The sequence below is a fragment of the Altererythrobacter sp. GH1-8 genome (assembly GCF_043702085.1).
Taxonomy (GTDB): Bacteria; Pseudomonadota; Alphaproteobacteria; order Sphingomonadales; family Sphingomonadaceae; genus Erythrobacter.
In genome coordinates this window covers 1,780,724-1,798,955 of the sequence record NZ_CP171690.1, presented here as the reverse complement: position 1 = coordinate 1,798,955, position 18,232 = coordinate 1,780,724, and the positions used below count along the sequence as shown (strand labels likewise).

Here is an 18,232-nt window from a genome sequence, read left to right as displayed (position 1 = left end):
GCGTCTACGTAGACTGACATCGGCTCAAAGGCCGTCTGCTTTCGACCCACCCTACCCTCTAGCCTTATGTCCGCAATTGGGTCGAAGGCGTACGTTAGCTACTGCCGAATGCCGAGTGGTATTGGACCCTTCCGCCAACATTGGATTGTCCACTAAAAGCTAGCCGTTGAAAATACTCGGGCGGCACGCCCGCCAGGCTAAAATTTGGATCAGCGACAAACCCAAATCGCGCATAGTAGTGCGGGTCACCGAGAACGACGCACCCTAATGACTTTTGCTGGCGCAAACGCTGTAGGCCGTTTTGGATCAATGCCGCCCCGATACCTTTGCCTTGACGATCTGGGCTCACTGCGACTGGGCCAAGCCCAAACCATCCACGGTAATGTCCATCAATCGATACAGGTGAGAATGCGGCATGGCCGACGACTGTATTGTCGAGGACCGCGACGAGTGAAACCGTCAAATTCCCTGACTTGCGCAGAACCTCGACGATCTCAGCTTCGTCCCCTCCGCTATGTTTAGCACCAAGAAATGCGGCAGTGATGATCGCAGATATTGCGCATTCATCTTGAAGCTGTTCTGATCGTATTTCCATGCCTAAAGCATGCACCCAAGGCGGAATGACTTCAATTGGGTCGTTAGCAGGCTGCCGGCTTTTCTCGTTTCGCTCGACGGCGAAGCGGTCTGTCCACTACCAGGCAGACTACTCAGGCTCACCTAATGGGACTATTTCAGAAGGCTTCGAACGAACGCGACAATGCCGGACACGACAACGGCAAAGAGTAATGCGATGCCGACCTTTCCAAACATGTTGTCATAGAAGCTTTCCGGTCTTCTGAACTGTAAGGCCAAGTCTGGAGACTGCGTCACAAAGACCATGAATATCGCAACGCCGACAAGAAGCGTTAGCATAATAGGCCCTAACGGCCCCTTGATCTTGTCCTTCGCCACTGACTTCTCCCGAACTGGAGGTCTCAAATTACCATAAAGAAGCAGAATGTCTGCAATTGGCGCTAAGTTGCCGTTCAACTTTCCGTACAGTTGAGCACCGTGCGACCATTCGTCTCTTGTGCTGAATAGACCGTGAGCTCGCGCTTGGGGTGAAGACGGAAGATCTCGCGTGCTAATGGGTTGATGAAGTGGGTCTCGATACGGTTGGCGATGCCACGACCGCCTTCGAACCAGTCGGTGAGACAAAGGTCGCGTATCTGGCCCAGTGCTTCATCCTCGATTATCACTTCGACTGCGTGTTCTGCACGAACCGCGTCCTTAACCCGCCCAATGATTGCGAGGAATATTTCGTAGGCTACGGTTCCGCTAATGAACTCAAACGCAACGATGTTTTGGCCAAGGCGGTTATAAAGCTCCGGTCGGTGTAGTTCGATGCGGAAATGGTTACGGATGGCCTCGATTAGCTTTTGCTCAAGCTCTGCATAACTGTCTCCAGGCAGAATATTCATACCGAGATTCTGCGTGTGGTCTTTGCCAATCATTCCAATATTCGACGTGAAAATGATAAGTGCTTCTGAGAAGTATGCAGTCGATCCACGCGAGTCAGTGAGGCGGCCTTCATCGAGTATCTGAAGGAACATGTCGAGAATGCGCGGATGCGCCTTTTCTACTTCGTCGAATAACACGACGCTGAAAGGCTTTTTGTGCATCGCATTGACCAATTGGCCGCCGTGCTCGTGCCCGGGGTGGCCTGGTGGCGCGCCGATCATCCGGCTGATCGAGTTCTCTTCCATAAACTCGGACATGTCAAAGCGGTGACACGCTGTGTCTTCACCGAAAAGGAGCTCGGTAATTGCCTTTGCAAGCTCAGTCTTGCCGACACCCGTTGGCCCAGCAAGAAACAGCACGCCACGAGGGCGACTGTGGCGGGAGCTGGTCTGCGAACCTGACAAGCCCACGATCGAGCGGATGAGGATATCCAGCGATTTCTCAATCGCACGCTTCTGTCCCTTTACACGCTTGGACAAGATCTCCTCCGCTCTAGCCACTCTGGCTCGCATGATCTCCGATTTCCACGGGTTGCGGCGCGTTCCGAGACGGTCCATGCGGATCGCATCAGCAATGTCCTTCGTTGCGATCTTCTCGCCATGAGCCAATTCGGCAACCTTGCGCATACCTACGAGGGTCAAGCTGTCAGCTTCGAGCGCAAATTGCTCAAGGAAGGCCGAGATTTCGGCATCATCTAAAGTATCGTAGTCGCAAAACATCGGCAGAAGTGTTTTGGCGAAGACGTGCCTATCCTCGAGGTTTGGAAGCTCAACGAAGACCTCGCGCAGCGTATCATTGCCGCTGGTGAACCAGGCAGGTAGATCGCCAGGCCTGTCGATCAGCCAGACTGTCGGGCTGACACTCGATTCTGCCGGGTTCAGGGCTTGCTGTGCCGAATGATGCGCTTCGATAAGAACTTCGGAAAGCCCGAAGGGGTGTGCCTCGAAGAGATGCGAAGCATAGTCGACGAGAAACAGCAGGCGCGGCGTGGAGGTAGTTGTGATTGCCTTATGTATCCGAACGAATTCTTCGGGGTTCCCAATCGCTCTGCCCAAAGGAATGCTTGTTTCGGCAATTACATTCGCCGGACATTCGTCACATTGGCGATGCAGTCGCAGCCCCGCATCAGGGTCGTAAATGATTAGCCCATCAAAGCCCTTATCGCGACCAATGCGCCAGAGCACTTCCTCGAAGCTGAGGAAGTCCATTCGGTCGTTAGCAGCAAAAGGAAACAAGTCTCGGAGGTTTCCTGTGACAGCGAAATGGACGCGCCGATTCAACCCAGAATTGAACTCATCGAACCAGACTGGCGCTGCGTTGATTCTGCTTCTATCAAGCTGCGGTCCTGAGGCATTCGCTGGTAGACGCAGCCCAGTATCTTCATGCATTTCGACACCCCTATGGCCTCATTTAGCTCTTTCCCTAGATCAGGAAGAGAGTGGCAAGTCCTTGATACCTGTCAATCGTCGTTGCCTATTTTCTGTGGTCGGCATCTATGGGAAAGCAGGATTTGGTGTCGGGAAAGAGATCATAAAGACGTCCGCGTCCCACCCAGAACACGACATTCAGTCGAACTCAAGAGTCTACTAAAATCAGACGGTATAGCGATGTCCTAGAAACTGCGACGCTGGCATATCCGGGTGCCGCCAATGAGGCGCTTATCCCCTAATCTGCCATCCACGTAACGAGATCCTGGTAGCGGAGGAGGGAAATATAGGGAGCGTATAACATGCTGATTTACCTAATCAACTTTTTGAATCACCTTGCAAATACCCCCATCAATACCCCCAGAATCGGACAGATGAGATAAAGCGCCTTTGGCAAACGATGACATGTTATTCGTAGTGACAGGTGAAAGGAGCGTCGGCCGTTTTCGGGCCGATCAGAAGGCGAAACGCCAGGTCATGAACCATCCGCCCGATCGTACAGCGAGGACATGTCATGGTCTGGCATGGACGGCATATTGTGGCCCGCATGCGGATCGGGTGTGTCGCTAGGCTTCGCATTCATCGGCGGGGGAGTGGCCGCAGGTGACGGCGCTACTACCGGAGTGCTCGCCGGTCGGTCTGGTTGCCTACCGGCAGTCACAGCTTCATCCGACCGGTTCGTGTTGGCCTCTCCAGCGGGAGAGGCAGCGTTGTCTCTTTCGCCTTCGCCAGGACCTGTGCTCTCGGTCGGCGGGGCCGTATACAGTGGCAAGGCTTCAGCTTCTGATGAAGTGTCCTGCGTCTGATCACATGCAGCGAGCCCTAGCCCCAGTGCCGCCGCAGCAAGGGGGGCAACAAACCCGTTCCGATTCGATCTGCGCATCATTCTATCCTTCAAAGCCAGGAGATACCAAGATGATTGGCACCGTGCGCAAGCTCGCCGCCCAGAAATCCCTGCACCAGCACTAGAGCGGCCATGGCAAAGATTGCGGCGCGAAGCGCGGTCCGGCTCGCGGAAGCACGGCTCGCCAGATAGGCCATCGCCAGACCGAGGACCGCGATCAGCATCCCGTTCCATCGATGGACCTGCATGACGGCATCGCCGCCGAACCAAAGGCCGGTGTGGATCCATCCGAACAGGACTGCGACGACTGCGCCGATTGCTCCGCCGTGGACGAGTACGCGCACCGCGCTCTCAAGCCCTGCATCTTTCCGGCGCATGACGAACAACTCGGTGGCAGCAGCCATGAGAAACAGGGCGATCGGGAAGTGGATGGTCGCCGGATGCAGTTTTTTCAGGACGGCGATGACGCCGGAATCGCCCTCATCAGCATGGCCACCAGCCTCGTCATGGCCTCCACTTGCTTCGTCGTGCGCGGCTGAGGGCTCGCCGACCGCTCCGCCGTCGCCCATCTGCGCCATGGCCGCCTGGTCATGCGCATCGCCATTCGCGGCGGCAGGCGCGGCGCTCGTCTCTTCGCCATGCTTTTCGTCGCCATGAGCCTGAACTGGTCCGACGATGAGCAAGCTGGCAGCTACAATAGCCATGAATTGTATTCTTTTCATTCTCTAAGGGTTCCGGTCTTGGCGATGGTCGTGCGACCTATTGTGTCTGTATTGCTCTGCGAACCCTCATCTCTTGCGGTGATGGAGCGTGATGATCCTCGGCGCGTGAGGGTCCAAATTTAACTCATGAGGGGGTCGGGTCTCTTGCCAATATCACAGCCTTGTTAAGAGGGCGGCCGGCCTTAGGCACGAGCGAGAGTCCGGCCACCATCTCCTAATCGTCTTGCGCCATGTTCTGGTGAGCCGCCATCTGCTCCATCATATCGTGCATCATCATCATGCGCTGGTGACAGGCCGCCATCATATCGGAATTGCCGCCCTGCATCATGCCCGCCATGTGCTCTTGCATTTTTGCACGATGTTCGGCCATAAGCCTTTGGCGTTCGGCAGGATCGCTCGCCGCGTGGGCCTGCTGCATCAGCGCGCGCATTTCAGCCATCTTCTCGCGATGCGCCGCCATGGCCTCCGAATCCTGCATCATGTGGCCAGCGTGATCCTGCTGCTGTGCCGCAGCCTGAGCTCCGTGGTCATGCTGTTCCTGGGCCATCGCCGGAGTGGCTGTCAGGCCAGTGGCGAGAATGAGAGCTAGAGCTGTCCGTTTTATAATCGATTTCCTTACGTCGGTCATGCGATGGGTGCTGTGCGCATTCATTCTCTTTACGCAGCCAACATCTCTTCCCCTCAAACAATTTCCGCGCCCACCGGAGACGGCTGAGCCGATGGCACAGCCGGTTGCAGGAATGGTGTTTTTCGGTCACCCTTTTTAACCGAAGCCGGTAGAGATGAATGGAACAGATCATGGTGACAACAGAGCTGTCGGAGAAGCAGTCGTGAGCACGGTCAATGAGGACGGCAGCTGGGATATCCCGGAGCCCGATCATGCCGAGCTGGTGCAAATGCGCATGCGCCTCATAACTCTCGAGAACATAGTTCTCGGGCTTTTGTCCGGGGCGAGCGATGAACAAATCGAACGGATCAGGAAACGTGCGGACATGATCGAACCGCGCCCTGAGGCGAGCCGGCATCCGTTTACCGAACTGGCAGCAGGTGACATGCGGAAATTTCTCGAACGCGCTGCTCGCATGGCCAAGACCGAGAGGCGCGAAGACGGTGACTGATCCAGGCTTTGGGGCAGCAAAGACGTTACGCAGGACGTGGAACTCCGGCCAGCCGCTATTTCCTTGCGCACATCATTCCGGCGTATCCGCAGCATGACCAGAACCCATTGGCTCATCTTCATTTGTGGAAGCCTGATCGCGTTCGTCTGGGAGATTTTCCAGATGCCGTTTTTCAAGCCGGGCAATCTCGAGACTTATGAGCAGACCATTCGCTGCGGCATCGCAAGCCTGGGCGATGGCGTGATCCTGCTCACAGCTTATAGCCTTGCTGCACTGCGCGGCGGGCACGCGTGGCCCTGGCAGTCAGACAAGCTACCCTATGCGATCTATTTCGGCTTCGGGCTTGTCGTCGCCATCGCCGTCGAAATGATCGCTACGTCGCTTCCTGCAAACAGCTTCCTGAGCTGGCGCTACAGCGATTTAATGCCACACGAGCCAGTGACGGGACTGGCGCTGATCCCGATCGCAATGTGGACGATCGTACCCGCACTAACGATCCTGCTGATCCGCTTTGCCCGCGTCGAACCTGATTGAACAAGGAGCGGCTTCAGGGAGCATTTGGCACAGGTTTTGCCCGCCGCCTGATCTTGGGAAACCGGTTGGCAAGCAGCACGAAGCCCGAAACCGCGATGATTGTCCCGCCGATCCCGAACAGTAGCAGCCACCAGCTGTTGATCCGGTCGCGCTGCGTCCAGTCCATGATATGCAGCCCCCAGACAAAGTCGAACAAGCGCCAGGTGTCGCTGCGGGCAGCGAGCACCGAGCCGCTCGATGCATCGATGTAGACGCGGGTATTATCCTCATCGCCGTAAGTGATTTGCCACGCCGGGAACGGACCGCGGAATTCGGTCCCGACTGCGTCTTCCACGAAAAGTGTTTTCGCTATGGTGGTTCGCGGCCCGGTCCAGGCACGTCGGGCGATGGCCTGTGCGCTCGCAGCGGGAAGAGGCGAGAGGAGCATGCCGCTTTCCGGATCGCGGAGCGTGACGCTTCCATCTTCCCGACGGACCTCGGTCACGGCCCTGCCGCCGACCGCGCGCGTCGCAAGGGAAACCACCCCCTCGCTGCTATCGAGCCATTGGGGCATGACAGCATCAGCGGGCAGGACCTCCGGCGCGCGCGAAACGACATGTTCGGACCGAACCTCTTCGATGTCGAGGAACGACATCAGCGCCCCGGTGGCCATCCATAGTAGCACCTGGACGCCGACAAAGATCGCCAGCCATTTGTGAAGCTTGCTGCCCAGCACATGCAGACGCAGCTTGAAAGAGCGAGTCGCCAATCGGTGTTCCCCCGATCAAATCAGTTGTTACGCGGCGCTCGTGACGATGAATGGTACTGAACGATCTTCCAGCCATCCGCATCATGGGCGAGCACCGAGGTCGCAACGCCTTCGCGGTCGATCACGCGGCCGTCGGCCAGTTCGATCCGATAGGTGTACGTTTCGCGGCCATAGGCCATATGTCCCATCCGGGTGACTGCGAGCGTCGGTTCGCCGAAGGTGAAGCTGGTTATTGCATCGAGTTCCGGTCCCAGATGATGCTCCATGTAATGCGTGAAGCTGCCTTCCGCCTTGCCGTTTTCGTAAACGAAGGATTCCTCGGCAAACAGCGCGGCCATGGCCTCTGCATCGCGCGACGTCAGGGCATCGCGATATAATGTCAGAACCGCTTCTGCCCCAGCGACGTCGTCGTTCATCGCAGACATATGCTCGGCATGGTTCATGCCCTGCTCCGTATGGTCCATCGGCGTTGATACCGAATGTTCCGAATGCGCCGAATGGTCCATGGATTGTGCCAGGGCGGGAGCGCCCCCTGCAGCCAAGGCCAGGGCGACCGCGCTTAGAGATAGTCTTGTTCTCATTGTATATTTCCTTCTCTTAAAACCAGAATCGTAAGCCTACGACGTAATTCGTCACGCTGGGGTCTTCCCCTACGGCGCGGGCATAATCGGCGCTGTCACCGATCCGCCATTCCTGGGAAACGCCAACATAGGGCGCGAATTCGCGTCCGAACTCGTAGCGAAGACGCAGACCTGCCTCGATCCGGTCGAGACCTGCGCTGATACCGAGTTCGGGAATGTCCTGTGCCGATAGCGCGAGTTCCGCCCTTGGCTGGAGGATAAGGCGCTGGGTGATCCGCTGGTCGAGCTCGCCCTCGATACGCGCGGTCACATCGCCCTTGGTGGAGACGAAGGCCGCGGCATCGATCTCGAAGCGGTACGGCATGAGACCCTGGATACCGATCACCGCATGGGTGCGCTCCGGAGCGGTGAGGTCCTGGCGAACACCCGCCTGGAAATCGAAGAAGGGCGCAATGGCGCGGCTCCAGAGCGCCTGGACCTCGGCGCCTTCTATGGGTTCGCCAAAGCTGCCCTCACCTTCGGACTTGAACCAGAATTTGTCGATGTCACCGCCATAATATCCTTGGATGTCCCACAGATATCCATCCTTCCCATCGCGGGCGCGGTATTCGAGCCTGTCGCCCTGAAACCAGAAGCGAATCCCGCCGTCGGTCTCGCGGACAAGTTCGCGCCGCGCTTCGTTCATGGCTTCCTCGCCCCAGATCGCAACCGCCGCGCGCGCTGGGCCGCTCCCTGCTTCTGGAGGAGGCGGCAACAGCGGGATATCGGCATCCGAGCCCATCTGCATCGCCGAATGGTCCATGCCCTGCATGTCCTGCGAAGGCGTCTGCCCATGGTTCATCTGGCTGTGATCCATCTGCCCATGGTCCATCGACGAACTGGCTTCCGCCTGTCCCATCTCGCCGTGATTCATCTGCGAACGATCCATCGCGCCTTCGGCAGGCTTGCCCTGCGGCATCGAGCCGTGATCCATTCCTTCATGACTTTCGGGCGATGCCTGTGGACGGGCAGCGTCAATCGGCATTGTCATGCTCGAATGACCGTCCCGAGCGGTCATCGAACCATGATCCATGGTTGAATGATCCATCTCGGAGTGGTCCATGGCGGCTTCAGACTGAGCAGCCGGTTCGCATGCTCCATCTGCTACCGGATGCCCCATCGCGCGATGGCGCTCGGCTTCCTCCTCGCACTTTGTCTTCGCGTCAGCCTGCGCCTCGGCGCCTTGCTGCGGCTCCGCCGGCGAATGACCGGCATGCTGCGCCGCCGCGGGGGAGGCGAGAACTGAGCCGGCTGCGACCGATGCGAGCAGGCTGGCAATACGAATTTTCATGCTTCGCTCCCGTCGGGATTGGCGACCGTGACGATCTGAAACATCCCGGCATGCATGTGATAGAGAAGGTGACAGTGGAAAGCCCAGTCGCCCGGCTCGTCCGCCGTCAGATCTAACTGCGCGCTGCCACCCGGCTGCAGGATTACCGTGTGCTTGAGCGGTTGACGATCGGCCGATGCGCCATTGACCAGCTCGAAGAAATGACCGTGCAGGTGAATGGGGTGCGCCATCATCGTATCGTTGACGAGCTTCACGCGCACGCGCTCGTTATAGGCGAAACGGATCGGCTCGTCGGAGACGGCGGAGAACTTCTTGCCGTCGAACGACCACATGTAGCGCTCCATATTTCCGGTCAGATGAATTTCCATTCGCCGTGACGGCGTGCGGCCCTCGCGGTGCGGCGTCAGAGCGCGCAGCTTGCGATAGTCGAGCGTGCGATGCGGGACATCGGCGAGACCGATGCCGGGATCGCCCATACGGTCGACCGGGTTCATCGAGACCATGTCGAGACCGGGACCGACCTTGACATCGGGTGGCAGGAGCGAGGTATCCCGCATCTGCATACCCGACATTCCGGCCATGCCTGCCATCTCGGATTGGCCGGAAGAACCATGGTCCATCCCTGCCATGTCGCCGCCACTTCCATGGTCCATACCCGACATGCCGGCGTCGCCAGACGAGCCGTGGTCCATGCCGCTCATGCCCATGTCAGCCATGGTCAGGAGCGGTGGATCGCGCAGCGGCGGAATGGCGGCGCGCGCGCCGGGTGCGCTCGCCAGCGTGGCAATACCCATGCCCGAGCGGTCCATCGACTCAGCGACCAGCGTGTATGCCTGTTGCGCGCCCGGCGTCACGACGACGTCATAGGTCTCGGCCACGCCGATCTGAAACTCGTCGACCTCAACCGGCTCGACGTTCTGCCCGTCCGCCTGAACGATGGTCATCGGCAGGCCGGGAATACGAATATTGAAAAAGGTCATGGCGCCGGCATTGATGAAGCGCAGCCGCACGCGTTCACCCGGGCGGAAGAGATATTCCAGGTTGTCGAGCGGTCCGTGACCATTGAGGAGGTAAGTGTAGGCAGCGCTCGACACATCGAGGATGTCGGTAGGCATCATGCGCATTCTGGCCCACATACGGCGATCCTCGCCCGAAAGCGGATAGTCGTCGGTCCAGGTATTCTGGTTGTAGTTGAAGTAGCCTTCGCCCTTTTTGAGCTTGTCGAATATCGTGTGGGGCGACATTTCGCTGAATTCGCTCAGCACCACGATATATTCACGGTCGGCCTGAACCGGATCGGGCCCCGCCGGATCCACCACGATAGCGCCGTAGTGCCCAGCCTGTTCCTGCAGGCCGCTATGCGAGTGCCACCAGTAGGTGCCGGACTGGCGCACCGGAAATTCCGCAGTGAAGGTTTCGCCCGGTTTGACGCCCGGAAAACTCACACCCGGCACGCCATCGAGCTCGAATGGCACGAGCAGCCCATGCCAGTGGATCGAGGTGTCTTCCTCGAGCTGGTTATGGACGTTGAGCCGGACGGTTGTACCTTCCTTCAAGCGCAACAAGGGGCCGGGAATCGAGCCGTTGACGGCGATGGCTCCACCGCTTCTGTTGCCGGTCGCGAAGGCTGATCGCGCGACAGTGAGGTCGATATTCGGTCCAGCTACCTCGTCCAGCCCCTTGCGGGCGTTTCCCGCCAAGATGTTCGCACCGCGTGCCCATGCCGGCATTGCACCGGCGAGGCCGAGCAGGCCTATTCCCCCCGCTCCTGTTCCAAGAAATTTTCGGCGATTAACGGCTGGCATAGGGGGCTCCTGAAAATGCGTATACCGTCACTTACGCGGCCACCTGCGCTACCCCTCAAAGTTTTCGAACCGCTCCTTCAGCCGGTTGCGCGCGCGATAGATGCGCGTCTCGACGGCCTTCTCCGTGGTGCCGAGCAGCTCGGCAGCCTCGGCCTGGCTGTACCCCTCGACAGTGACCAGCACGAGCGCCTCTTGCAGCCGCACCGGCAAGCGCCCGATTTCGACCTGGACCAGCCGCAGCTGTTCGCGGGCTCCGGCAACATTTTCGGGATTAGGGGCATCGTCGGCAACGGCGTCGGCTTCCCGGCCGCTCGGCAAGCCAAGGAAGCCCGCAACTTTCCTCCGGCGAAGCTTGTCGCGGCACTTGTTGAGAACGATTGTCGTCAAATAGGGACCGATGGGCTTGCTCGGGTCGAGGCGATGCCGTGTCAGCCAGACCGAAGCGAGACCGTCCTGGACGACATCTTCGGCCTGCGATGGTGAACCCAGCATACGCGTGGCAAGCGCGATCAACCGGGCGATCTCATGTTCGACGAGAGTTGTGAACGCCCGCTTGTCACCGGCTATTGCCCGCCCGATCAGCGCTGCGTTCGAAGTGTCATCCACCGCTGCCAAGGCTGATCAGTCACGCGGATCGCGCGTGAGGGCCGCGGACACTTTCCGGTCGAACTGGAGCTGCTGATCGGGATCGAGAATTTCCCGCATATCGAAGACGTGCCGCACGGTCGCTTTCTGCAATTCGCCCATGCGCGCATGCACCTCGTCGATCGCGGCACTGACTTCGGGCCCGTATTCGTGCTCGGTTTCCATTGCCTGGGCGAGCTGTGCGTTGGCTGCGCGCGCAGAGGCTTCGAGCCTTGCCTGTTCTACCGCGAAACGCGCTTCGAGCGCATCGAGCCGCTCCTCCTGGTCAGCCGTGAGCGAGAGTTCATCGTGCACGAACTGGTGCAGGCTGTCCTCCGCATCGTCGTTGGACCAGCGATCGGCGGCAAGCGCTCCGAGGCATCCGGCGAGCGCCGCCAGCAGAACCGCGAGGACAAGGTGAAACTTCTTCAACGCCTATGATCCCACATGAAGCAAAGCAGCGGGTGACAGGGATTCTCCGCCAACGAGGCTCTCGCCAACAATTTCTGTAGGAGCGCCATATTCGGAAGGCCATCCGCTGGTCCCTGCGCCAGCTGCCAGCCCGACGACAAACAGACCGGCGAACAAGGCCATTCTGCGTCGCTGATCGACAATTTCGCCAAGCTGTCCCGCGCGCTGCCAGACGCCGTTCATGAAGTCGGGCGGCACGTCGCCAGCCTTCTGCGAGGCCATGGTGCCGAGCATCGCATCGAGTGTCTGATTTTCACGCATCCCTTGCTCCTGTCGGTTGCACGGTTCCTATACGCGACACTTCGCGCAAACCCTCAAGTTTCTTTTTTGAGGGCTGCGGGTTGGCGACGCGTAAGAGGAGATATCTGTAGCAACAGCGGTATGTACCAGCGTCGAATGGGAGCCATGGCATGAAAAGCGCGGCAGTTCCGTCAAAAGAACGCGAGTTCACTCCGCCGCTGGGCAAAAGCTGGCTCACGCCGTTCTATGACCGCGCGATCGCAATCTTTACGCGCGAGAGCCGGTGGCGCCGCGCGATCGTCGAAGAGGCCGTATTGGTGCCGGGCGACAAGGTCATCGATGTCGGGTGCGGCACCGGGACCTTGCTCAGAGCGCTGATGGCCAGCTGTCCCGAAGCCGGCTTCATCGGCGTTGAGCCAGACCCCGCCGCGCTGGCGATCGCGCAGCGCAAATTCGGTGCCGGAGTCGATATGGTCCGGTGGCACAACGGCTTTCTTGACAGTCTCGAGCTTTCCGACGGCTGGCAACCAGATAAGATCGTCAGCAGTCTCGTCCTTCACCAGGTGCCCGTTTCGCAAAAACGCGCGATCCTCGAGCAGATCGAGAACCTGCTGGCCCCCGGGGGCATGGCGCTGATTGCCGACTATATGGGGCAGGATGCTCCAGTCATGCGCGCGCTGTTCCGTTCGAGCGTTCAGCTTCTCGACGGCGTGAAGGACACCCAGCCGAGCGCCGACGGAGCCGTCGAGAAATTGCTCGCCGAGATTTTCGCAGACGCCGAATTGCTCGATCGTATCCATACCGCGACCGGAACCATTTCTCTCTGGCGCGGCATCAAGAAAGGCAATGTCCAATGAACCTCACGAAAGATTCGAGACCGCTACGCCGTTCGCTGGCGGCCTCGCTCCTCCTCGCCCTTGCAGCCTGCTCGAATGCAGCGCAGGCCGCGACCTACACGATGTTCCGCGACGCAGGATGCGGCTGCTGTCTCAGCTGGGCCGGTCACGTCGAACATGGGCTCGAAGCAGAGGTCGCCTCGGTCGACACCGACGACATGGCTGCGCTCAAGACAGCCAAGGGTGTGCCACAGGATCTGTGGTCGTGTCACACGATGGAAGTCGATGGCTATATCATCGAAGGCCACGTGCCGGCCGATGCCGTCGCGAAGCTATTGCGCGAACGCCCCGAAGGCGTTGCTGGCCTGGCTGTGCCCGGAATGCCGCTTGGCTCGCCCGGAATGGAAGTCGGAGAGCAGGTGCAGCCCTATGATGTCATCGCCTTCGGCCCAGGCGGGCGGAGCGTGTTCGCATCCTACCCGTGACTATGGACAAGCCATTTTCGCGCCAACTCTAACGGAGGACCATCATGTCGGACTATTCGGTCAAAACCTCAATTCTCATATGGGGCTGGACACTCAGCCTCTTCCTGCTTTTCAGCTACCTGATCTGCATCGGTTTCGGCCTGCTCGCGCCCGAACAGGTGCACATGCACGAAGCGTGGGCGCCGCTGCTTCCCGGTTTCGAATGGCTAACCCTCTCGGGCTTTTTGGCAGGCGCTCTCGGCAGCTTTCTGTACGGTTGGTACATCGCGGTCATTGGGGTGCCACTGCTGCGATTTTTCCGTAACCGGTTCAGGACGTAGTAAATCGGCGGCGATGGACGCGTGCCTTGATACTCGCCGAGCATTTTCAGCTGCGCAAGCAGTCCGCTTTGGGCCGCAATTTGCTCGAGCGCCCCGAGCAAAACGCAACCCTCCGGATTTGTCCTGAAATATTTTTGAGGGATGAGCCCCGGCTGAACGTACTGTCCGGCATGATCTTTCTTGAACGGGAGACCATCGACAGGGGAAAGTCTTGCAAGACCATGAGCACGAGAATCAAAGCGAGACAGCTGGCTCGATAACCCTGCTGGGCGGCGTGGCGATGGGAACCGGCGTCATGATCGGTGCCGGCATATTCGCGCTGACCGGGCAGATCGCCGAGCTTGCCGGTCCGCTCTTCCCCTTATCCTTCATCGCTGGCGCGCTGGTAACCTCGCTGGCGGCCTACAGCTATATCAAGATGTCGAACAAATGGCCGTCTTCGGGCGGCATCGCGATGATCTTGCAAAAAGCATACGGACCCGGCGTGATCGCCGCCTCTGCCTCGCTCCTGATGGCGCTCTCGATGGTCATCAATGAAAGCCTCGTGGCCCGCACCTTCGCGACTTATGCGCTGCGCCCGTTCGGCCTCGAAAGCAGCGGGTGGCTCGTTTCTCTCGCAGCGCTTGCCCTCATCATCTTCGCCTATCTCGTCAATGCAGCGGGCAACAAGTCGGTAAGCGGCTTCTCGCTCATCATGTCCGCCATCAAGATCGGCGGCATCGCGCTGTTCGCAGTCGCGGCGATCTGGGCCAGCGGTTTTTCATCAGGCGCGTTTTCGCAGCCCGTTTCGCTGACGAATGCAGAAGCCATGCTCGCCTCTGTTGCTTTCTCGATCCTCGCCTTCAAGGGCTTCACCACGATTACCAATAGCGGCGGCGAAATCATCGACCCGCACAAGAATGTCGGTCGGACCATCATGATCTCGATCGCGGTCTGCATCGTGATCTATCTGCTCGTCGCATTGGCGGTGGGTTCGAGCCTGAGCATATCCGAGATCGTCGAGGCGCGCGATTATTCGCTCGCGGCAGCGGCGCGTCCGGCGCTGGGTGAGCTGGGCTTCTATTTCACCGTCGCGATCGCGATCGCCGCCACGACTTCGGGCGTGATCGCGAGCGTATTTGCTGTGTCGCGCATGCTTGCGATGCTGACCGACATGAAGATGATCCCGCACAGCCATTTCGGCATGAGCGGCGGAATTCGCAGCCACATGCTGGTCTATACGGTGGTCATTGCCGGGACGCTTGCCGTCCTGTTCGATCTGTCGCGGATCGCCTCGCTGGGCGCCTTCTTCTACCTCGTCATGGATATGCTGGTGCATTGGGGCGTCCTGCGTCACCTGCGCAAGGAAGTCGGCGCGCGCGCAACAATACTTCTTACAGCACTCGCGGCAGATGGCGTGGTCCTTGCAGCTTTTACCGCGGCCAAATTGCGCAGCGATCCTGCCGTTGTCGCCTATGCGGCGATCGGCATCGTCGCAGTCTTCATGGGAGAATGGATTTACCTTTCGGACAATTCCGAAGCGCCCGCTTCTCACAAAGATGATCGGTCAGAAGAGAAGAGTTGATGGCAACTTTTCGCTGGGCCTTGAGGCTCTTGCAGCGGGGTTTTTCGAAACCGTTCACCGAAAACCGGCGTTGAGCACGAGACACGTCAGGCAAAACAGATGGAGCGATTCATGACGACCCGAACAGCGGCGGTCTACCGCATGGTAATGGAGGACCATGTCTGTCCCTATGGCATCAAGACGGTCGATCTTCTCAAGCGGCAAGGTTTCGAGGTCGACGATCATCACCTGACCAGCAGGGAGGAAACCGACGCATTCAAGGACAAGCACAACGTCGAGACCACCCCGCAGACCTTTATCGAAGACAAGCGCATTGGCGGCTATGACGATGTCCGCGAGTTCTTCGGCAAGAGCCGTTCGCAGCCAGAGGAAGGCGAGACCAGCTATCAGCCGGTCATTGCGATTTTCGCGGTCGCGCTTCTGCTCGCGCTCGGACTGAGCTGGGCTTTTTTTGATAACCTCTTCACTGTCCGGGCCGCCGAATGGTTCGTGAGCCTATCGATGACCCTGCTCGCCGTTCAGAAGCTTCAGGACGTGCGCAGTTTCTCGACGATGTTCCTCAACTACGACCTACTCGCACGGCGCTGGGTGCCCTATGGCTTCGTCTACCCGTTCGGCGAAGCCGCTGCCGGCATTCTCATGACCGCGGGCGCGCTGACTTGGCTTTCTGCTCCGTTGGCATTGTTCATCGGCACCGTCGGCGCTGTCAGCGTCTTCAAAGCTGTCTACATCGACAAGCGTGAGCTCAAATGCGCCTGCGTGGGCGGCAGCAGCAATGTGCCGCTCGGCTTCGTCTCGCTGACCGAAAATCTGTTCATGATCGGAATGGGTCTGTGGATGGGCGCGAAGCTTCTCGCATGATCACCGCGCTCCTTCTCGCCGTCCTTCTGTTCCTCTCGGCTGTCGCTTCGCACCTTGCCATTCTGGGTGTCGGTCACCGGCTTCTCGACCGGCGCCGCGATACGCTGGCAAAGCTTGCCGTTTCGCTGCTCGTGCTCGCGTCGCATTTTCTGGTCGCGATCCTTTTTGCAGCAGGTTTCTGGCTGGGCGCGCAATGGGGCCTGGGAGGTTTCGACAAGGCGCCTTCCATGGACTGGATGGACTACTTCTATTTCTCGCTCATCAACGTGACCACACTGGGCCTGGGCGACATTTATCCGACCGAGCACCTGAGAGTTCTGGCCGGCGTCGAGGCCCTCACCGGCTTCGCTCTCATCAGCTGCTCGGCGCAGCTATTCTGGACCATGATGCAAAAAGGAGAAAAAGCATGACTGAAAAGACGACCCACTCGGACAAGGGAGGGGGCGGCAGCTACTGGCGATTCATGGCCATGGTGTCGACCTCGACCGTGATCATGTTCTTCCTGATGTATGCCAACACCTTTACCGTCGATGATCTTTTCTGGAGCGAAACGCGCTTCTGGATGATGTTTGTCATGGGCGCGATGATGATGGTTGTCATGCTGCTCTTCATGTGGGGCATGTACAAGGACCGGACCAAGAACTTCATTATTCTGGGCGTCGGCGCCTTCGTGTTCGCCCTCGCGCTGTGGCTGGTGCGCAGCCAGACCACCGTCGACGATACCGAATATATGGCAGCGATGATCCCGCACCACTCGATCGCGATCATGACCAGCGAACGCGCGAGCCTGAAGGATCCTCGCGTGCGCGAACTCGCTCAGGCCATCATCGTCGCCCAGCGCCGCGAAATCGCCGAGATGAAATATCTCATCGACGATATCGAACAGAACGGTCCTCGGACCGAAGAACGCCTGCCCGAGGAGATGCAGCCATGAACAAGATAGCTTTCACGGCGCTCATCGCGCTACCGCTTGCCGCCTGCAATTCGAACACCGCTCCGGGCAACGACCGCGAAGCCCAGCTCGACCCGCCTGCCACTGCCGCGCCGATCGAGGATGCGGCCAGTGCACTGGCAAATGTTGACCCGGGCCTCATGCTTCCCGGGACCATGAATGACGCGGACCTTGCTGCTCTGGGCGCAGGACAGGCCTGCCAGTTCCGCCTGACCGAAGTGGCCTTTCCCTCATTTGTCTATGACGGTGACGGGAGCGGAGCGATCAAGATCAATGGCAAATTGATCCCCGTCGCTTCTGATGGTCCCGGTAGCTATTCGAATGGCGAGCTTCGGATCAAAACCCGTATGTTGGATGGTGAAGGCGATGCGGGCTTGCAAATGCAGGAGATGATCGTCGCAGCGCCAAGAGCCAAGGATGAATTCGGCTTTTGGGGCTATACCACCTGTCCGGCTGAAGGAGCCTGAAACTGGCAGGGCGCACGGGCGGGCCACCGGCTACCCCATGCGCCCGCGCCTCCTCCGTTCGTCGCCCCCGCCAGTTTTAACAGGAACAAGCAGATGACTGATACGAGGCCCATCGCTGTCTTCGGGGCGGGCGGGAAGACCGGCACCGAGCTATTGAGGCGTGCCCTTGCCTCGGACATACCGATCCGCGCCTTCGAACACACAGTGCCTGGATCAGACGAGCGGGTGGGCGACTTCGAATATATCGAATGCGATGTGCTGTCGGACGATTTCGCGGGCGATCTCGATGGCTGCCGCGCGGTTATCTCGACGCTCGGTGTCGCTTTCGGTCCGGGCAATGCGATGGATCCACCGCCGCTCTATACCGATGGCACGCGCAACCTGCTCGAGGCGATGGCACAGACGAAGATCGACCGCATTGCCGTGATCTCCGCTGCCTTCGTCGAACATCAGTCGAGCGTCCCGGCGTGGTTTGAACTCACCGCCAAGCCTGCATTGTTCAATATACTCGAGCAGATGCGCGCCATGGAAGCGATGCTCAGCGACGCCCAAGGCATCAAATGGACGGCCGCACGACCGGGCTGGCTGCTGGATGAGCCTTACACCGGCGATGCCGTCATTACGGACGAACGCTTGGCAGAAGGCTGTTTCCGCTGCCGTCATGCTGATCTCGCGGCGAGCCTGCTCGATTTCGTGTGCGAAGATACCTGGATCAACGCAAAGCCTGCCATCGGCAGGCCCGAAGCCGAACATTTCGAAAGTCCCGCCGCCATCAAGGCCGAACTCGGGATCGATTGAGCGCC

Annotated in this window: 24 protein-coding genes; 11 read left to right on the top strand and 13 right to left on the bottom strand. The window is 59.1% G+C overall.

The features are described 5' to 3' along the window. Positions 1 to 94: 94 nt before the first annotated feature. The 6 genes from ACG9DO_RS08785 to ACG9DO_RS08760 all read right to left on the bottom strand — a co-directional run bounded on the left by ACG9DO_RS08785 (position 95) and on the right by ACG9DO_RS08760 (position 5,121). Positions 95 to 595: a GNAT family N-acetyltransferase gene (locus ACG9DO_RS08785; RefSeq protein WP_394727033.1), complete on the bottom strand. Its 501-nt coding sequence runs from the start codon at positions 593 to 595 to the stop codon at positions 95 to 97. Between the two features lie 131 nt (positions 596 to 726). Further along, positions 727 to 951: a hypothetical protein gene (locus ACG9DO_RS08780; RefSeq protein WP_394727030.1), complete on the bottom strand. Its 225-nt coding sequence runs from the start codon at positions 949 to 951 to the stop codon at positions 727 to 729. A 74-nt stretch (positions 952 to 1,025) separates the two neighbouring features. Further along, positions 1,026 to 2,708, bottom strand: a complete 1,683-nt coding sequence (locus tag ACG9DO_RS08775; protein WP_394727028.1) for an AAA family ATPase — start codon at positions 2,706 to 2,708, stop codon at positions 1,026 to 1,028. A gap of 694 nt (positions 2,709 to 3,402) precedes the next feature. Then, entirely contained in the window at positions 3,403 to 3,813 is a 411-nt protein-coding gene (locus tag ACG9DO_RS08770) for a hypothetical protein (RefSeq protein WP_367001478.1), read from the bottom strand. Positions 3,814 to 3,821: 8 nt separating this feature from the next. Further along, complete coding sequence (locus tag ACG9DO_RS08765; RefSeq protein WP_394727026.1) at positions 3,822 to 4,475, bottom strand: DUF2231 domain-containing protein; 654 nt, start codon at positions 4,473 to 4,475, stop codon at positions 3,822 to 3,824. A 232-nt stretch (positions 4,476 to 4,707) separates the two neighbouring features. Next, positions 4,708 to 5,121 (bottom strand): hypothetical protein, encoded by a 414-nt coding sequence (locus ACG9DO_RS08760; RefSeq protein ID WP_234030083.1) that lies wholly within the window; start codon positions 5,119 to 5,121, stop codon positions 4,708 to 4,710. Positions 5,122 to 5,323: 202 nt separating this feature from the next. On the opposite strand from ACG9DO_RS08760, the gene ACG9DO_RS08755 reads away from it, so the two are divergent. Together ACG9DO_RS08755 and ACG9DO_RS08750 are read left to right on the top strand one after the other, a co-directional pair. Further along, positions 5,324 to 5,611, top strand: a complete 288-nt coding sequence (locus ACG9DO_RS08755; protein WP_173214128.1) for a hypothetical protein — start codon at positions 5,324 to 5,326, stop codon at positions 5,609 to 5,611. A 93-nt stretch (positions 5,612 to 5,704) separates the two neighbouring features. Further along, a complete protein-coding gene (locus ACG9DO_RS08750; RefSeq protein ID WP_173214127.1) occupies positions 5,705 to 6,145 on the top strand; it encodes a hypothetical protein in 441 nt (146 codons plus the stop codon). A 13-nt stretch (positions 6,146 to 6,158) separates the two neighbouring features. On the opposite strand, the gene ACG9DO_RS08745 is transcribed toward ACG9DO_RS08750, so the two are convergent. The 7 genes from ACG9DO_RS08745 to ACG9DO_RS08715 all read right to left on the bottom strand — a co-directional run bounded on the left by ACG9DO_RS08745 (position 6,159) and on the right by ACG9DO_RS08715 (position 11,965). Further along, positions 6,159 to 6,893 (bottom strand): PepSY domain-containing protein, encoded by a 735-nt coding sequence (locus tag ACG9DO_RS08745; RefSeq protein WP_234030082.1) that lies wholly within the window; start codon positions 6,891 to 6,893, stop codon positions 6,159 to 6,161. A gap of 20 nt (positions 6,894 to 6,913) precedes the next feature. Further along, a complete protein-coding gene (locus ACG9DO_RS08740; protein WP_173214125.1) occupies positions 6,914 to 7,399 on the bottom strand; it encodes a nuclear transport factor 2 family protein in 486 nt (161 codons plus the stop codon). Positions 7,400 to 7,490: 91 nt separating this feature from the next. Further along, positions 7,491 to 8,804, bottom strand: a complete 1,314-nt coding sequence (locus ACG9DO_RS08735; RefSeq protein WP_173214123.1) for a copper resistance protein B — start codon at positions 8,802 to 8,804, stop codon at positions 7,491 to 7,493. Next, positions 8,801 to 10,609 carry a copper resistance system multicopper oxidase gene (locus tag ACG9DO_RS08730; RefSeq protein WP_173214121.1) on the bottom strand — a complete coding sequence of 603 codons (1,809 nt, stop codon included), beginning with the start codon at positions 10,607 to 10,609 and terminating at the stop codon, positions 8,801 to 8,803. The genes ACG9DO_RS08735 and ACG9DO_RS08730 overlap by 4 nt, the downstream gene beginning before the upstream one ends. A 48-nt stretch (positions 10,610 to 10,657) precedes the next feature. Further along, entirely contained in the window at positions 10,658 to 11,215 is a 558-nt protein-coding gene (locus ACG9DO_RS08725) for an RNA polymerase sigma factor (RefSeq protein ID WP_325064488.1), read from the bottom strand. Between the two features lie 15 nt (positions 11,216 to 11,230). Continuing rightward, the gene (locus ACG9DO_RS08720; RefSeq protein WP_173214117.1) at positions 11,231 to 11,665 is read right to left on the bottom strand and encodes a periplasmic heavy metal sensor; all 435 of its coding nucleotides are present in this window, start codon (positions 11,663 to 11,665) and stop codon (positions 11,231 to 11,233) included. Between the two features lie 3 nt (positions 11,666 to 11,668). Next, positions 11,669 to 11,965 (bottom strand): hypothetical protein, encoded by a 297-nt coding sequence (locus ACG9DO_RS08715; protein WP_173214115.1) that lies wholly within the window; start codon positions 11,963 to 11,965, stop codon positions 11,669 to 11,671. A gap of 149 nt (positions 11,966 to 12,114) precedes the next feature. On the opposite strand from ACG9DO_RS08715, the gene ACG9DO_RS08710 reads away from it, so the two are divergent. The 9 genes from ACG9DO_RS08710 (at position 12,115) to ACG9DO_RS08670 (ending at position 18,227) form a co-directional block, all read left to right on the top strand. Continuing rightward, positions 12,115 to 12,801, top strand: a complete 687-nt coding sequence (locus tag ACG9DO_RS08710; protein ID WP_011413848.1) for a class I SAM-dependent methyltransferase — start codon at positions 12,115 to 12,117, stop codon at positions 12,799 to 12,801. Beyond that, entirely contained in the window at positions 12,798 to 13,265 is a 468-nt protein-coding gene (locus tag ACG9DO_RS08705) for a DUF411 domain-containing protein (protein WP_011413847.1), read from the top strand. Before ACG9DO_RS08710 ends, ACG9DO_RS08705 begins: the two co-directional genes overlap by 4 nt. 44 nt (positions 13,266 to 13,309) lie before the next feature. Beyond that, positions 13,310 to 13,585 (top strand): hypothetical protein, encoded by a 276-nt coding sequence (locus ACG9DO_RS08700; protein WP_173214113.1) that lies wholly within the window; start codon positions 13,310 to 13,312, stop codon positions 13,583 to 13,585. Between the two features lie 280 nt (positions 13,586 to 13,865). Next, positions 13,866 to 15,149 (top strand): APC family permease, encoded by a 1,284-nt coding sequence (locus ACG9DO_RS08695; protein ID WP_234030307.1) that lies wholly within the window; start codon positions 13,866 to 13,868, stop codon positions 15,147 to 15,149. Positions 15,150 to 15,260: 111 nt separating this feature from the next. Beyond that, positions 15,261 to 16,010, top strand: coding sequence for a glutaredoxin (locus tag ACG9DO_RS08690; RefSeq protein ID WP_173214109.1), 750 nt, complete (start codon positions 15,261 to 15,263; stop codon positions 16,008 to 16,010). Further along, positions 16,007 to 16,420, top strand: a complete 414-nt coding sequence (locus ACG9DO_RS08685; protein ID WP_173214107.1) for a potassium channel family protein — start codon at positions 16,007 to 16,009, stop codon at positions 16,418 to 16,420. Before ACG9DO_RS08690 ends, ACG9DO_RS08685 begins: the two co-directional genes overlap by 4 nt. Further along, a complete protein-coding gene (locus tag ACG9DO_RS08680; RefSeq protein ID WP_010412760.1) occupies positions 16,417 to 16,944 on the top strand; it encodes a DUF305 domain-containing protein in 528 nt (175 codons plus the stop codon). The genes ACG9DO_RS08685 and ACG9DO_RS08680 overlap by 4 nt, the downstream gene beginning before the upstream one ends. Further along, a complete protein-coding gene (locus ACG9DO_RS08675) occupies positions 16,941 to 17,429 on the top strand; it encodes a DUF6692 family protein (protein ID WP_173214105.1) in 489 nt (162 codons plus the stop codon). The genes ACG9DO_RS08680 and ACG9DO_RS08675 overlap by 4 nt, the downstream gene beginning before the upstream one ends. Positions 17,430 to 17,522: 93 nt before the next feature. Continuing rightward, a complete protein-coding gene (locus ACG9DO_RS08670) occupies positions 17,523 to 18,227 on the top strand; it encodes an NAD(P)-dependent oxidoreductase (RefSeq protein WP_173214103.1) in 705 nt (234 codons plus the stop codon). The last annotated feature ends 5 nt before the right edge of the window (positions 18,228 to 18,232 follow it).

Bases quoted from the DNA above. Each gene is read 5' to 3' on its own strand.
- ACG9DO_RS08735 (WP_173214123.1), bottom strand. From the start codon at position 8,804: ATGAAAATTCGTATTGCCAGCCTGCTCGCATCGGTCGCAGCCGGCTCA.
- ACG9DO_RS08750 (WP_173214127.1), top strand. From the start codon at position 5,705: ATGACCAGAACCCATTGGCTCATCTTCATTTGTGGAAGCCTGATCGCG.
- ACG9DO_RS08695 (WP_234030307.1), top strand. From the start codon at position 13,866: ATGGGAACCGGCGTCATGATCGGTGCCGGCATATTCGCGCTGACCGGG.
- ACG9DO_RS08700 (WP_173214113.1), top strand. From the start codon at position 13,310: ATGTCGGACTATTCGGTCAAAACCTCAATTCTCATATGGGGCTGGACA.
- ACG9DO_RS08785 (WP_394727033.1), bottom strand. From the start codon at position 595: ATGGAAATACGATCAGAACAGCTTCAAGATGAATGCGCAATATCTGCG.
- ACG9DO_RS08775 (WP_394727028.1), bottom strand. From the start codon at position 2,708: ATGGACTTCCTCAGCTTCGAGGAAGTGCTCTGGCGCATTGGTCGCGAT.
- ACG9DO_RS08760 (WP_234030083.1), bottom strand. From the start codon at position 5,121: ATGACCGACGTAAGGAAATCGATTATAAAACGGACAGCTCTAGCTCTC.
- ACG9DO_RS08765 (WP_394727026.1), bottom strand. From the start codon at position 4,475: ATGGCTATTGTAGCTGCCAGCTTGCTCATCGTCGGACCAGTTCAGGCT.
- ACG9DO_RS08710 (WP_011413848.1), top strand. From the start codon at position 12,115: ATGAAAAGCGCGGCAGTTCCGTCAAAAGAACGCGAGTTCACTCCGCCG.
- ACG9DO_RS08670 (WP_173214103.1), top strand. From the start codon at position 17,523: ATGACTGATACGAGGCCCATCGCTGTCTTCGGGGCGGGCGGGAAGACC.
- ACG9DO_RS08730 (WP_173214121.1), bottom strand. From the start codon at position 10,609: ATGCCAGCCGTTAATCGCCGAAAATTTCTTGGAACAGGAGCGGGGGGA.
- ACG9DO_RS08705 (WP_011413847.1), top strand. From the start codon at position 12,798: ATGAACCTCACGAAAGATTCGAGACCGCTACGCCGTTCGCTGGCGGCC.
- ACG9DO_RS08680 (WP_010412760.1), top strand. From the start codon at position 16,417: ATGACTGAAAAGACGACCCACTCGGACAAGGGAGGGGGCGGCAGCTAC.
- ACG9DO_RS08715 (WP_173214115.1), bottom strand. From the start codon at position 11,965: ATGCGTGAAAATCAGACACTCGATGCGATGCTCGGCACCATGGCCTCG.
- ACG9DO_RS08685 (WP_173214107.1), top strand. From the start codon at position 16,007: ATGATCACCGCGCTCCTTCTCGCCGTCCTTCTGTTCCTCTCGGCTGTC.
- ACG9DO_RS08740 (WP_173214125.1), bottom strand. From the start codon at position 7,399: ATGGACCATTCGGCGCATTCGGAACATTCGGTATCAACGCCGATGGAC.
- ACG9DO_RS08675 (WP_173214105.1), top strand. From the start codon at position 16,941: ATGAACAAGATAGCTTTCACGGCGCTCATCGCGCTACCGCTTGCCGCC.
- ACG9DO_RS08770 (WP_367001478.1), bottom strand. From the start codon at position 3,813: ATGATGCGCAGATCGAATCGGAACGGGTTTGTTGCCCCCCTTGCTGCG.
- ACG9DO_RS08690 (WP_173214109.1), top strand. From the start codon at position 15,261: ATGACGACCCGAACAGCGGCGGTCTACCGCATGGTAATGGAGGACCAT.